This window comes from Sphingomonas sp. CFBP 13733 (assembly GCF_014841795.1).
GTDB lineage: Bacteria > Pseudomonadota > Alphaproteobacteria > Sphingomonadales > Sphingomonadaceae > Sphingomonas > Sphingomonas aerolata.
Genome location: NZ_JACYUP010000002.1, coordinates 12,645 through 26,236 on the forward strand (window position 1 = coordinate 12,645; position 13,592 = coordinate 26,236).

At 63.4% G+C, this 13,592-nt stretch carries 12 protein-coding genes; 9 read left to right on the top strand and 3 right to left on the bottom strand.

The window, feature by feature from the left end; genetic code table 11:
• Nucleotides 1-96 precede the first annotated feature (96 nt).
• Nucleotides 97-1,002, bottom strand: a complete 906-nt coding sequence (locus tag IFT71_RS04280) for a LysR family transcriptional regulator (protein WP_192139311.1) — start codon at nt 1,000-1,002, stop codon at nt 97-99.
• A gap of 117 nt (nt 1,003-1,119) precedes the next feature.
• Here IFT71_RS04280 and paoA point away from each other — a divergent pair, with 117 nt between their 5' ends.
• The 5 genes from paoA (at nt 1,120) to IFT71_RS04305 (ending at nt 6,189) form a co-directional block, all read left to right on the top strand.
• On the top strand, nt 1,120-1,752 hold the full coding sequence (gene paoA, locus IFT71_RS04285) for an aldehyde dehydrogenase iron-sulfur subunit PaoA (protein WP_192139312.1): 633 nt from the start codon (nt 1,120-1,122) through the stop codon (nt 1,750-1,752).
• The gene (locus tag IFT71_RS04290; RefSeq protein ID WP_192139314.1) at nt 1,749-2,699 is read left to right on the top strand and encodes an FAD binding domain-containing protein; all 951 of its coding nucleotides are present in this window, start codon (nt 1,749-1,751) and stop codon (nt 2,697-2,699) included. The genes paoA and IFT71_RS04290 overlap by 4 nt, the downstream gene beginning before the upstream one ends.
• Nucleotides 2,696-4,906: an aldehyde oxidoreductase molybdenum-binding subunit PaoC gene (gene paoC / locus IFT71_RS04295; protein ID WP_192139316.1), complete on the top strand. Its 2,211-nt coding sequence runs from the start codon at nt 2,696-2,698 to the stop codon at nt 4,904-4,906. The genes IFT71_RS04290 and paoC overlap by 4 nt, the downstream gene beginning before the upstream one ends.
• An 80-nt stretch (nt 4,907-4,986) precedes the next feature.
• Entirely contained in the window at nt 4,987-5,397 is a 411-nt protein-coding gene (locus IFT71_RS04300) for a (R)-mandelonitrile lyase (protein ID WP_197976038.1), read from the top strand.
• Between the two features lie 36 nt (nt 5,398-5,433).
• Nucleotides 5,434-6,189 carry an SDR family NAD(P)-dependent oxidoreductase gene (locus tag IFT71_RS04305; RefSeq protein WP_192139319.1) on the top strand — a complete coding sequence of 252 codons (756 nt, stop codon included), beginning with the start codon at nt 5,434-5,436 and terminating at the stop codon, nt 6,187-6,189.
• A gap of 704 nt (nt 6,190-6,893) precedes the next feature.
• Here the strand turns inward: IFT71_RS04305 and IFT71_RS04310 are convergent.
• The gene (locus tag IFT71_RS04310) at nt 6,894-7,637 is read right to left on the bottom strand and encodes a replication protein A (protein WP_192139321.1); all 744 of its coding nucleotides are present in this window, start codon (nt 7,635-7,637) and stop codon (nt 6,894-6,896) included.
• A gap of 913 nt (nt 7,638-8,550) precedes the next feature.
• On the opposite strand from IFT71_RS04310, the gene IFT71_RS04315 reads away from it, so the two are divergent.
• The 4 genes from IFT71_RS04315 to IFT71_RS04330 all read left to right on the top strand — a co-directional run bounded on the left by IFT71_RS04315 (nt 8,551) and on the right by IFT71_RS04330 (nt 13,173).
• Nucleotides 8,551-9,129: a hypothetical protein gene (locus tag IFT71_RS04315; protein WP_192139322.1), complete on the top strand. Its 579-nt coding sequence runs from the start codon at nt 8,551-8,553 to the stop codon at nt 9,127-9,129.
• Nucleotides 9,126-9,437 (top strand): hypothetical protein, encoded by a 312-nt coding sequence (locus IFT71_RS04320; protein ID WP_192139324.1) that lies wholly within the window; start codon nt 9,126-9,128, stop codon nt 9,435-9,437. Before IFT71_RS04315 ends, IFT71_RS04320 begins: the two co-directional genes overlap by 4 nt.
• A gap of 454 nt (nt 9,438-9,891) precedes the next feature.
• Nucleotides 9,892-11,985 (top strand): TonB-dependent siderophore receptor, encoded by a 2,094-nt coding sequence (locus IFT71_RS04325; protein ID WP_342212593.1) that lies wholly within the window; start codon nt 9,892-9,894, stop codon nt 11,983-11,985.
• The gene (locus IFT71_RS04330; RefSeq protein WP_197976039.1) at nt 11,986-13,173 is read left to right on the top strand and encodes a DUF1624 domain-containing protein; all 1,188 of its coding nucleotides are present in this window, start codon (nt 11,986-11,988) and stop codon (nt 13,171-13,173) included. It begins immediately after the preceding gene.
• Nucleotides 13,174-13,236: 63 nt separating this feature from the next.
• Here the strand turns inward: IFT71_RS04330 and IFT71_RS04335 are convergent, their stop codons facing one another.
• Nucleotides 13,237-13,578 (bottom strand): PilZ domain-containing protein, encoded by a 342-nt coding sequence (locus tag IFT71_RS04335; protein WP_192139326.1) that lies wholly within the window; start codon nt 13,576-13,578, stop codon nt 13,237-13,239.
• Between the last annotated feature and the right edge of the window lie 14 nt (nt 13,579-13,592).

Sequence of the window (13,592 nt, forward strand, 5' to 3'; positions counted from 1 at the left end):
GCCGCGAACGTCCGCAACTGGGTCTTGCCTGTCACCTGACCAAGGGTGATATTTAGGACGGGGCGGAGCTGAATAGCTGGAACCCATGCGTATGCGTCAGCCAAGCGGCTTTAGTTCACCCGCTATGGCCAGCAAAGCGCGCAACCCTGCGGGTAGCTGCCGTCGTCCGGAATAGTAGAGGTAGAAGCCGGGCCCCGTCGTTGCCCAATCGGTTAGCAGCAGACGCAAAGTTCCATCGGTGACATGCTTGGCAAACAGTTGCTCAAGCCCGAACGTCAGACCTGCACCGTTCAACGCCATCGCTAGCGTCGATCGGCTGTCATCGGCTGTCATCGCGCTTTTGATGGGCACGTCAAAGTCACCCTCCGGCCCCTCGAACTCCCAACGGTAGATACTGTCGTCACCGAGCCGAACCCCGAGGCAACGGTGGTGCTTCAACTCCTCCGGATGGGTTGGCGTGCCATGTTCGTCCAGATAGCACGGGGATGCCGCGACGACCCATCTAAGGTCGGCGGAAAGACGCTGCGCGATCATGTCTTCAGGAACGGTGCCACCATAGCGCACGCCTGCGTCGAACCCTTCACCGACGACATCGACGATACGGTTGCTAGAGACAAGGTCGACCTCGATATCGGGGTGGCGGCGAGACAGCTCGGCAAGCACGGGACCGAGAACTAGCGTTACCGCATCGACGACGGCGTTGATGCGGATCTTGCCGCCAGGAGTGGCACGAAGCTGATCGAGGCTTTCGAGTGCGGACCCGATGTCAGCAAATGAGCCGGAGACCGACTGCTCAAGCGCCTTACCAGCCGACGTCAGGGTAACGGAGCGGTTGGTCCGGTTGATCAGACGGACGCCCGCGCGCTCTTCAAAACCTTTAAGGGCGTGGCTGACCGCGGAGGCTGATACGCCAAGCTCCAAACCGGCCAGTCGGAAATTTCGGTGACGCGCGATCGCCAAAAAATAGGCAAGGTCCGTCAGGTTGGTACGGGTAACAAGCATATGCCATGCTGAACTTGATTCATCGTTGCATCAAGTAGCGCATGGGTAACTTGCCACGTTTGAAAGCGTTTAATGATCCTGAGCGGCGCTCGTTGGCGCGCCCAAGGAGGATCGCCGATGGCCAGTAAGACTTTCCAATTGTCACGAAGGGAGATGCTGATGAGCAGCGCCACGACTGCTGCAGTATCCACCATCGTGAGCGAAACGGCCGACGCCGCGCCGCCTATGAAAGCTGTGCCGACGTACAAGGTCGCCATGACGGTGAACGGCAAGCCTCACCGACTGACGCTCGATCCGCGTACGACCCTGCTCGATGCCCTGCGCGAACATCTGCACCTGACAGGCACCAAGAAGGGCTGCGATCACGGGCAGTGCGGTGCCTGCACGGTCATCGTCAATGGGGAGCGGATCAACGCCTGCCTCAGTCTCGCCGTCCAGCATGAAGGCGATGTTGTGACCACGATCGAGGGCCTTGGCACCCCGGAGCGTATGCATCCGATGCAGGCCGCCTTCGTGAAGCACGACGGGTACCAATGCGGCTACTGCACGCCGGGGCAGATCTGTTCTGCGGTCTCTGTGCTGGAGGAAATCAAGCGTGGCATTCCAAGCCATGCACAGGCCGATCTGATGGCAGCGCCGCAGCCGACCGGCGTCGAGCTGCGCGAACGGATGAGTGGCAACATCTGTCGCTGCGGCGCCTATTCCAACATTGCCGACGCAATGGCCGAAATTGCAGGAGTGCGCACGTGAGAAGCTTCACTTACGAGCGCGCCACGACGCCTGCCGAGGCGGCTAAAATGGTTGCGAGCACGCCCGGTGCGCGGTTCCTGGCGGGCGGAACAAACCTGCTCGACCTGATGAAGCTCGAAATCGAGACGCCCAACCATCTGGTCGACGTGCAGGACCTGAAGCTCGACCGGATTGAACCGACAGACAACGGTGGGCTGCGGGTTGGTGCGTTCGTCAGCAACACGGCGTTGGCGAGCGACGAGCGGGTGCGACGCGACTATGGAGTCCTCAGCCGCGCGATCGTCGCTGGCGCGTCAGGTCAGTTGCGGAACAAGGCGACGACCGCCGGAAATTTGCTTCAGCGGACGCGGTGCCCGTATTTCTACGACACCAACCAACCATGCAACAAGCGCAAGCCCGGGTCGGGCTGTGCCGCGATCGGTGGTTATTCGCGCCAGTTGGCCGTCATCGGATCGAGCGAGGCGTGTATCGCTACTTATCCAGGCGACATGGCGGTTGCTATGCGCGTGCTTGATGCCACCGTCGAGACCATGCATGCGGACGGGAAGACACGATCCATCCCGATCGCGAGCTTCTATACCCTGCCGGGAAACGCACCCGAGCGCGACAATGTGCTCGATCATGGCGAACTGATCACCGCGGTAACGTTGCCGCGTCCGGTCGGCGGTACGCACGTCTACCGTAAGGTCCGCGACCGGGCGTCCTACGCGTTTGCGCTCGTGTCGGTCGCCGCCATTGTCCAGCGTGACGGCAGCGGGCGCGCTGCGTTCGGCGGTGTCGCCCATCGTCCATGGCGGGTGGAGGCAGCGGAGGCAGCGATGTCGCGGGGCGCGGTCGAGATGGCCAAGGCGGTGTTCGCCGATGCGCGGCCGACCACTGACAACGCGTTCAAGATTCCGCTCGCTACGCGCACGCTCGCGGCAGTCCTTGCAGAGGTGAAGCCATGATCTTCGACAAACCCGCAGGCGCCAATCCGACCGATCGGATGAAGGTGCTCGGCAAGCCACTCGATCGCTACGAGGGGCATCTGAAGACAACCGGTACGGCGACCTATGCCTATGAATGGCAGGATGTCGCACCCGGCTTTGCCTATGGCTACATCCTCGGCGCCGCGATTGCCAAGGGCAGGATCATGACGATCGACAAGCGCGATGCTGAACGCGCGCCCGGGGTAGTCGGGGTCGTCACCTATCTGAATGCCGGTAAACCCGGGGTCGGCAAGTTCTACGTCCAGAAGATGCTCGCCGCGCCCGAAGTCGACCATTACCATCAACCGGTCGCCGTCGTCGTCGCCGAGAGCTTCGAACAGGCTCGGGCTGCCGCGGCGCTGGTCCGTGTCGACTATCAACGGACGGCTGGACAGTTTGATCTGGCAGCGCAGAACGGCAGCGCACCGGTCCCGCCGGAGGGCGAGTATGGCGGTCCCAACGAGAAGCAGATCGGCGACTTCGCCAAAGCGTTCGCCGCGGCGCCGGTTAAGGTCGACGAGACCTACACCGTGCCCGATCAGGCGCACGCGATGATGGAGCCGCATGCCTCGATAGCCAAATGGGACGGCGACCGTGTGACGTGCTGGACGTCGATCCAGCAGATGAACTGGGGAACGCGCGACCTCGGGTTGATCCTCGGTATCCCCAAGCAGAACGTTCACTTGATCTCGCCCTACATTGGTGGCGGCTTCGGCGGTAAGGGAACCGTCCAGATCGATCTCGCGCTAGCGGCGATCGCCGCGCGCGTGGTCAAGCGCCCGGTAAAAATCGCGCTGCAACGTCCGATCATGTTCAACACGACGATCCATCGGCCCAAGACGATCCAGCGAGTGCAGCTGGGGGCGGGCCGTGACGGGCGGCTGACGGCGATCGGTCACGACAGCCTGTCGGGCAACCTCGTCGGTGGGCGGACCGAGCCGACCGTCACTTCGACGCGGACGCTGTATGCGGGCGCGAACCGGCTGACGCGGATGCGGCTGGCGACGCTTGATCTCGCCGAAGGCAATGCGATGCGTGCGCCGGGCGAAGCGCCTGGGCTGATGGCGCTCGAGGTCGCGATGGACGAGTTGGCGGAAGAGCTGAAGATGGATCCGATCGAGCTTCGCGTCGTGAACGATACGCAGGTCGATCCGGAGAATCCGAACAAGCCTTTCTCGACCCGAGCTTTTGTCCGCTGCCTGCGCGAGGGCGCGGAGCGCTTCGGCTGGGACAGGCGCCAGAGCAAGCCCGGCACGGTCCGCGAGGGACGATGGCTGATCGGCATGGGCATGGCGGGCGCGATCCGTGGCGGCAAGATCGCCAAGGCCGGCGCACGGGCCCGGCTCGACCGGCACGGCGTGGTCACGATCGAGACCGACATGACGGACATCGGCACCGGCAGCTACACGGTCGTCCAGCAGACCGCGGCCGAGATGATGGGCGTCATGCCCGACCGGATCGTCGTCAAACTCGGAGACTCCACCTTCCCTGAAACGCCAGGGTCGGGCGGGCAGCAGGGCGCGCCTTCTGTGACAGCAGGTGTCTATGCGGCGTGCATGAAGCTGCGCGAGACGGTCGCGCAGCGGCTCGGCTTCAACACCGCCAACGTCGACTTTGCCGAGGGGCAAGTCCGCAGCGGTAACCGGTCGGTAAAGCTCGCTGACGCGGCGAAGGACGGCGATATTGTGGTCGAGGACCTGATGGAGTTCGCCAAGCTCGCCGATCAGTTCCAGCAGCAGACCTTCGGGGCGCATTTCGCTGAGGTCGCGGTCGACGCATACACTGGCGAGGTCCGGGTACGGCGTATGCTCGCGGTGTGCGCGGCGGGGCGAATCCTCAACGCAAAGACCGCACGAAGTCAGGTGATCGGTGGGATGGTGATGGGCGTCGGTGCGGCGCTGATGGAGGACATGGCGATCGACAAGCGCTTCGGTTTCTTCGTGAACCACGATCTCGCTGGCTACGAGGTGCCCGTGCATGCCGATATCCCGCATCTCGACGCCTTTTTCATCGACGAGGTCGATCCAACGATCTCGCCGGTAAAGGCCAAGGGCGTGGGCGAGCTGGGTCTGACCGGGGTCGCGCCAGCGGTCGCCAATGCGATCTACAACGCAACAGGCGTCCGCGTGCGCGAGTATCCGATCACGCTCGAGAAGCACCTCGACGCGCTGCCGGTGCTGACGTGATGCGCTTGCTGAAATTCGGCACGATCGTCGCCTTGCTGCTGCCCGTCAGCTTCGCTCAAGCCCAAAGAGGACCTCCCGACATGACCATCGCCCGCAAATCCGAGATGAAGACCGTCGACGGGCCGGAGGCGAATTTTACCGGCAAGGTTACGATCTCCGGGCGATTCCAACGCGACGACCCGTCGCGCGTCTCTGGCGCGATCGTCCATTTCGAGCCCGGCGCCCGGAGTGCCTGGCACACGCACCCCGCCGGCCAGACGCTGATCGTGACCGAGGGCATAGGCTGGACGCAAATCGCGGATGGCCCGAAGCTGGAGTTCACCGCGGGCGACATCCTGTGGTGCCCGGCAGACCGGAAGCACTGGCACGGCGCGACGGCGCATCAGGGCATGACGCATGTCGCCATCCAGGAGTCGGTCGACGGCTCGGCCGTGACCTGGATGAACAAGGTGACGGACGCCGAGTATCTCGCGCCGCTCGGAACCGAGTGAACAGTCGCACCCCCCCATCAAACGCGAGTATCTTCCATGACCAATCCCCATCGCTTTTCCGGCAAGGTCGCCTTCGTCACCGGCGCCGCCAGCGGCATCGGCCGCGCGACCGCCGTCGCCTTCGCAACCGAGGGCGCGCAGGTCGCGATCCTCGATCTGACCGAAAATGCCCTGTCCGAAACCGCGGACGCCGTCAGGAACGCCGGCGCACAGGTCCTGGTCCTTGCCTGCGACGTGTCGAAGCCGGACCAGGTCGAGGCGGCGATCGGGCGGGTGATCGAGACCTTCGGCAGTCTCGACATCGCCTTCAACAATGCCGGAGTCGAGAACAAGGCGGCGCCGGTCGCGGAGATCGACCTCGCCGAATGGGACCGGATTCTCGACATCAACCTGCGTGGCACGTTCGTCTGCATGAAGCACGAGCTTGCGCAGATGGTGCGTCAGGGTAGCGGCGTGATCGTCAACACGTCGTCGGGGGCTGGTGTCCGGGGGGTGGCGGGCGGATCGTCCTATGCCGCTTCCAAGCACGCGATCATCGGCCTGACGAAATCAGCCGCGCTCGACTATGCGAAGCAGAATATCCGCGTGAATGCGATCCTGCCGGGCAACATCGAGACGCCGATGATGGATCGCTTCACCAACGGTGACATCCAGAAAGCCATCGATCTCGAGCCGGTCGGTCGTCTGGGAAAGCCCGAGGAGATCGCCGACGCCGTGCTGTGGATGAGCGCGGATCTTGGCGGATTCGTCACCGGTGCCGCAATTTCCGTGGATGGCGGCTGGTCACTTTAACTGCCCAAGTAGAGGCAGACTCAAGACGGTGAGCGCGACAGCCGCTATCAATTCCTGTCTTGCGCCATTTGCTCTTAAATGGAGCGGCGTCGCGAACGGAAAATGAACGAACGGCTGAATCTGGAGTTCGCAAATACTGCCGCAAACGTCCGCTTCTGGGTCATTCTAACCCGCTAGTATCGCGCCGCTGCGCGATAAACGCGTCGATCTTCGTGCCATCCACCATGGCCGGATCTAAGAGATTGGCGGGCCCGCCTACAACCATCGTCCCCCCGGGGGGGGGGGGGGCTGTAGTCCGCCCGCAATTCGAGCGGCTGGCATTGCGATGAACGGGGTCGGGGAGGGCCGATCCTGCGACCCCATTAAACACGCTATTCCCCCCGCCTCGCCCGCGGTCTTTTCGTGTCGCAAAAGGTGCGATCAAACGGCCTGCGGAAACTGGCCCAGGTCCTAGGCCGCGTTGCGGTTTCGGGGGGGCTCATACGCCGGTGCAGTTTGGTGCAGATCGCGGCCTCGCAACGGGGGCGACGTGAATTAGCAGAATGGCACCGGATTTGCGCATCCTCCCCAGGATGCACGGGACGGCGCAAGCCGGCACGCTCACCCGCGGTCGCTGGATGTTGGGCTCGTTGGGTTCGGGGCCTCAGGGGCTGGGTGGAGCATCAAACTGCGCACGCCATAGGCGTTCCTTCTATATTTAGATCTTACAGGGCCTCTGTGTGACCGCTCGGCGGATTTGCACTATCAACAAAGGCGCGGACGCGCGCGAGGATGGCGCGCAACTCGGGGCTCTGGACCTCGGCGATCACGTCGTCGACCGTCGCGGTGTCCAGCTTCTTTTGGCGCGCAAGCTTCTCGGCAACAGCGCGGACGAACTCGCTCGGCTTGCGGAGCATGCGGCGAACGCACTCGCGCACCGTTGGCGGCTGTAGCAGGATGAAGGCGTTGGAGATCTGCTCGCTCTGTTGTTCGTCAGGCAGGGCGTCCTCGATCGGCACGCATCGCCGGATCCAGTCGAGGAAGCCGCACGCCTTCAGTCGATCGAGCGCCTCACCAACGGCGCTACGCGAACGGTGTATCTTGTCCGCGATCCACTGATAGGTCGGATCAAGCCGGCCGTCTTTACGGCCGCGCAGGCGAAGCAGACAGCGCAGCACTTCGAGGCCGATCGAGCCCAGGGCGCCGTTGCGCTTGCCCGGTAGCTTTGTCTCATGGTCAAACGCTTCGGCCGCGCGCATCCGCGCGTTGTGTTCGGTCTTCGGAAACGTGTTGTGCGTGCGCCAGAGGGACACCTCGGACCCACCGGCATTGTGGCTGTTGCGGCGCACTGGCGAGTTTGACCGTGCGCGGTCGCGGATGCCGGTTGTGACTTCGTTAAACGAGCGGGCGATGTTGCTCGTGCCGGAAGGAGCGCGGGCGGAAGTGGCGGCGGGCAGTGAATTCGACATCGTGTCGGCTCCCGAAGGAAGTCGATGGCAGGCATTCGGCCGTCACTTGCGACGTGGCGGCGGGTGCGGTTGCGTTGAGCCCGAAGGCTCGATGTCGAGGGTTTCCAGCTCCGGTGATTTTCCGGTGCAGCTCGCTTTTTGTTACGGGTTCCTGCGGGCTAGCGGGGGAGGGGCTCTCTTGTTCGCCGGGCAAGAACGTTGGAAATCCGAATGAAGGACTTCGTTCGTAATGCGGGGGTCACAGGTTCGAGTCCTGTAAGCGGCACCATACTACAGAAGCGCGGTTGAGCAGGGCGAATTTCAAGATTTGCTCGCGTTGCGCGCTGACTCGTAGGATAATGTTGCTCTGATGTTCTCACCGCAGCAATAGGCGGGGGATGGCATGGTCCAGACATCAGGCACCAGTAAGCGGACCGCATTTTCACGGTGGCTACGGACGGGCATGGTGCCATCGGCGCTAGGTCCTGACGGTCTCGAACTCAAATTCAATCCATGGCATGATCCGGCAGACGGCCGGTCTACATTTGCAGGCGCGGGGCGCTATGATGGACCGACCCAAACCGATACGACGAGCGCCAGAAACGATCGTGCGCGTTCTGGGAGCGGTCGCGCTCCAAGCCCAGGGGATAATCATACATCGCGGACCGCAAACCCGCCAAAGGCTGAAACGCCCCGCGCCCGATCGCTCACCGGCGACGACCCGAAATCGGTAGAACGCAGGTCGGCCAAGGTGCAGTCCACGCGGATCCCGGGAGCGCGGCCCGGTGGTCAGCCGAACTCCGTCGCCGAATTCTTTGATGGCGTCGGTCAGGGACTTTATGATGTTGGGGAAGGAACCGTGGCGGGAGTCCATGCTGCGCTAACACCAAATCCAGTAACGACTGTTCGCAACGCCGGCCGTGGCATCGCGGCCATGATCGACACCGCAATCACTGCTGAGGATACCCCGGCCCATATCCAGGCCTCCCGCGCGGCAAGCGCCGTTGCCAACGCCTCGGCGCGGGACATCGGTCGCGCCGCAGGAAAGGTTGCTGGGAACGTCGCGCTGGCGGTAGCGCCGGGGGCGGCGCTCTCCAAGGCTGCCGCATTGCGCCGACTCGCTATCGCGAGGCCGCGTATAACCTTTGACCCGCCGCAAATCGGCTGGGTCAAGGAGACGACCAAGTCAAAAAAGCCTTGGAAACCCTATAACGATTCGGCGCCCGGCGCGCGCGCCGGTCAGGCGTCAACGTTGATGCGGACGATGCCCAAAGGTTCTAAGTGGCCGGTGAAGTTTGACGGCATTCAGGGCGATTATATGGTCGACCGAAAATGGGCTGTCGTAAACAGGCCTCGTTCGCGGGCCCAGATTTTGCGGCAGTCGGAGGTATTAGCACAACACCGTCTGATCGGGACGTGGGAGGTCCCTACGCCTGTCGAGAAGACCAAGGCACTGAAACTGCTCAAGCAGATGAGCATCACGAACATCCACGTAAGGGTTGTGAAGCCATGATCGCTATGCAGGTTGCAGAAATTATCGCGGAGTATGCCGTGTTCCTCGAACTGACCGACGACGAGGAACTTAACCCTGACACCGCCGTGAAGATGATGGAAGCCTTAGCTAGCCATCTTCAAGAGATGGACAAGGGATTTCTCCGTGAGCTCGTGGATGCGTTTCCGATCATAGCGGAAGAATATAGTAGCGAGGCGCAAGAGGTGGTGCGCAACATATCTTATGGCTACTATCTTGAAGAGGCTCTTGCAGTTGACGACCCGGTCAAGCTGGCTACATTGGAAGCGTTGCGCGACGCGAGGGGCTGAGCGGCCGTCGCTGTGACCCATGAAACCTTCTAAATCCCACTTCGTAGCGCCGCGGTTGCGCGCGAAGGTCGTGAGGCTGTGGCGCGTTAGGTACAAGCGCAACTCGCGGCCCTTCGGCAGTCCAAGCTTCGTAAGCAAGGTGTCCCAGGCCCGGTCGACATCCTGCACCGCTCGCCCGTGGGAATTGACCAGCCAGCCGCGGCCGGCGCGGTCCCTCAATTTGATTTACGTGAGGTCGCGTATTCGGCCCATAGCCAGCGATCGAGCGTCGCGAGGACGGGCAGCAAAGCTCGATGCTTCTTGTTTTGTGTCCTGCCCTGCAGGTTCAGGTCGATCGTTCGTACACCTGGCCACCACTGCGGTCGGCCGCGTTGCCATCGCGGAGTAGTGACGTTAGGAGACAACATATCATCGCATATGAGGAAGTCTCTTGGCACGCTGGACGATGCGGACTGTGACACGATTATCGGGCGGGGCTGTGCCGCTTCGGCTGCGGCACACACTTGGCGCGATCGGCATGATGGCAGGGTCGCCAGTGGTTGCGCAGGCCGTCGAGGAGCCGGCGGAGCGGAACGAGATCGTCGTGCTCGGGACCCGGACATCGCGGGACGCGACGCTTTCCTCCGATCGTGCGACCGAAGTCATGTCGCAATCGAGCCGGTCACTCGAACAGGACATCCTGCGTGCGGCGGGCACGTACCGGTTGAGCGACGCGCTGGAATTGGTGAGCGGCAGCAGCCAGCAGAATAATCGCGGGGGCTTTGCCGATAATTTCGCGATCCGCGGCTTCCTGAGCACTGCCGATGGCGGCGGCGAATATTATACCGATGGCTTCATCGCCAATCGCGGCAGCGCCCCCGCGCGGGACCCCGCGACGATCGAGCGCATCGAGATCCTCAAGGGCCCTGCCGGCGCCGTCTTCGGCGATATCGATCCCGCCGGACGGGTCAATATGGTCAGCAAGACGCCGCGTTTTGCATCACAGGCGTCGGCTTCGCTGAACTATGGTTCGTTCGACACGCGCCGCATCGAACTCGACGCGACGGGGCCGCTGACCGGGACGCTCGCCGCGCGGATCGTGGTCGCGACCGAAGACAGCGACGGCTACCGCAATTTCGTAACGGTGAAGCGCCGCGTCGTGTCCCCGTCGCTGACCTTCCGGCCGAGCGACGCCGTACAGCTCACCTATCTCGCCCAGCATATCGTCTATGACGCGCCGTTCGACCGCGGTGTGGCGGCGGTCGATGGCGATCCGCTCGCGCTGCCGGCGTCGCGGTTCCTCGGCGAACCCTCGAACGGGTCGACGCGCGCACGCGACACCCGCCACCAGCTGACCGGCGAAGCGCGGCTGGGTGGGACATGGTCGCTCGTCGGCGGCGTCGCCTATCGGACTGGCACGTTGCGGGGCTTTTCGGCGGATCCGTCGCGCCTCGTGGACGGGCGCACGCTCTGGCGACAGCGCCGCGAACGGGGTTACGAAGTCGAGGATCTGTCCGCACGTTTCGAAGTGCGCGGCGAAGTGCAAGCCCTCGGGCTCCATCGTCCGAGCCTGGGCATCAAGGGCTACACGCTCGACTATCTCGAACTGCTGAACCGGCGAAATCCGACCGCAGACAATCCCTATGCGATCGACGTCTTCAACCCCGTCTATGGCGAGACACAGGCCTTGCCGCTCCTGGCCAGTATCGATCAGCGCGAAACGCGGCGCGTGGTGTCGCTCTACGCGCAGGACGCCTGGGCGGTGACCGATCGGCTCGATCTCGTCGGGGGCATACGTCTCGACGCGTACCGGCAGCAACTCGCGCGCAATCTCGTCAAGGCGACGACCGTGTCCAGGGGGCGCCCCGTCAATTTCCGCCTCGGCGCGCGCTATGCCGTCACCGACGCGCTCTCGGTCCACACCAACTGGGGTGAGTCGTTCCAGCTGAATTCCGGCAGTGGCGCGGGGGGTGTCGCGTTCGCCCCCGAACAGGGCCATGGCTACGAGGTCGGCGCGGCGGGACGGTGGCGCGGTATCGATGTCGGCCTGACCTGGTTCGATATCAAAAAGAGCAACGTCCTCACGACGGATCCGAACGACGCCAATTTCCTGGCGCCGGTGGGATCGCTGACGAGCCGCGGCGTCGAATTCGATGCATCGCTGCGGCTTGCCGCGCGGTGGCAGGCGGTGGTGAACTATGCCTGGACCCGGGCGCGCACCGACGATCGGTCGTTCGCCACGCCGCTGGCGCTGAACGTCCCCGATCATTCGGCGACGGCCTTCATCGTGCACCGCTTCGATCCCGGCACCGGCCGGGACTGGCAGATCAGCGGCGGTGTCGCCTATGTCGGCAAGCGGTCCGGCGCGACCGACGCCAGCGGGCTCATGCTGCCCGACTATGTGAAGGTGAAGGCTTCCGCCGACATTCCATTATCGGGTGCGCTGACGGTCCGCGCCGAAGTCGATAACCTGTTCGACGAGCGCTACGCGCAAAGCTCGTACAATTCGGTCTGGATCTATCCAGGCGCGCCACGCACCGTGCGCGCGTCGCTGCGAGCGGAATTCTGAATGGCGATAATGACGGACCAGACGCGCGCTGCCGCACCCGATCGCGATATCCCGCGCAGGCGACTGGAGAGCATCGACGCGGTGCGCGGGATCGTGATGATCCTGATGCTGCTTGACCATCTGCGCGAGACATGGCTTGTCCTTGTTCCCATGCCCGATCCGGTGGATGCGAACACGGTCATGCCGGCACTCGCGATCGCGCGCTTCGCCGCCAGCTTCTGCGCGCCGATCTTCGTCGCGCTGACCGGCCTTTCCGCCTATCTCTTCGGCGTCAGCCACACGCCGCGCGAAACCGCCGCCTTCCTGGCAAAGCGCGGGTTGCTGTTGATGGCGATCGACGTGCTGTACCTCTCACCACTTTATTGGGGGGTGGTGCCGCAGCCGACCTTCTGGCTGCAGGTGATCTGGTGCCTCGGCCTGTGCATGATCCTGCTCGCCGGGCTGATACGGCTCCCCCGGCCGGCACGGATCGCCCTGGGACTGGTGCTGGTGTGTGGCCACAATCTGCTCGATCCCGTTCGGCTGCACCAGGGGGACACGCTGTTTCCGGTCTGGGCGTTGCTGCACCAGCGTGACGTGATCGCCCTGCCGTTCGGGTTCCTTGCCAGGACGACCTATCCGATCCTTCCGTGGCTGGGGGTCATGCTGCTCGGTCACGCGATCGGGCCGTGGTTTGACCGCATGGCCGAATCCGCGCAGCGCAGGCGATATCTGACGGGCCTCGGCATCGGGATGATCGTCGGCTTCATCACGCTGCGCGCGTTCAACCTCTATGGCGACGCGCCCTGGCACGTGGTGGAAAACAGCCCGCTGCGGACGGTGATCAGCTTCCTGTCGATGACGAAATATCCACCGTCGCTCCTGTTCCTGCTGCCGACCCTGGGCGGCGGAGCGCTGCTGCTGGCGCAATGCGAGCGACTGGCGAGTTCACGGCTCGTGTCCGGTCTGGCCGTCTTCGGTGCCGCACCGATGTTCTTCTATCTGTTTCATCTCACCATGCTGCGCATCCTCTATCACGCAGCGCTGGCGTGGTGGGGGCCGACCGATGGTGCGGTCTTCATGGTCGATGGCTATGCCTGGGTGCTCATCTGGTACGTCGCCCTGATCATACCGTTTGCGCTTCCGACGATGTGGTTCTCACGGTTGAAGCAGCGTCGTCGGGATATTGCGTGGCTGCGGTTCTTCTGATGGCAGGTCCGAATCGGCGCGGTGACGACGCGATCACGCGGCTCCCGACGGGCATGCCGCAGCTCAGGCGGCGTGTCTGACGGCCATCGCGACGATATGTTCGATCACCTGTTCGGGGATCGGGTTGGCGACCTCCAACCCGAATCCCCCGAGATAGGACCACGCCACCCAGCCGGGATATTGGGCGAGCCCGGGTATGTCGAGCGAGAGAAACCGGCCGATCGTGACGCCATATTCGGACTGGATATTGAAACCCCGGGACGAGACATTCTGAACGATCGCCGCATGCTCGTCGCCGAAGCCGGTGACGATCGTCACGGGGAGGCTGATCGCACGACGCGTGCAATTGCGTCGATCGAGCAGATCGTGGCTGATGTCGCTGGCGAGGCGGCGGTAGGTCTTCATACGCCACATCTAGG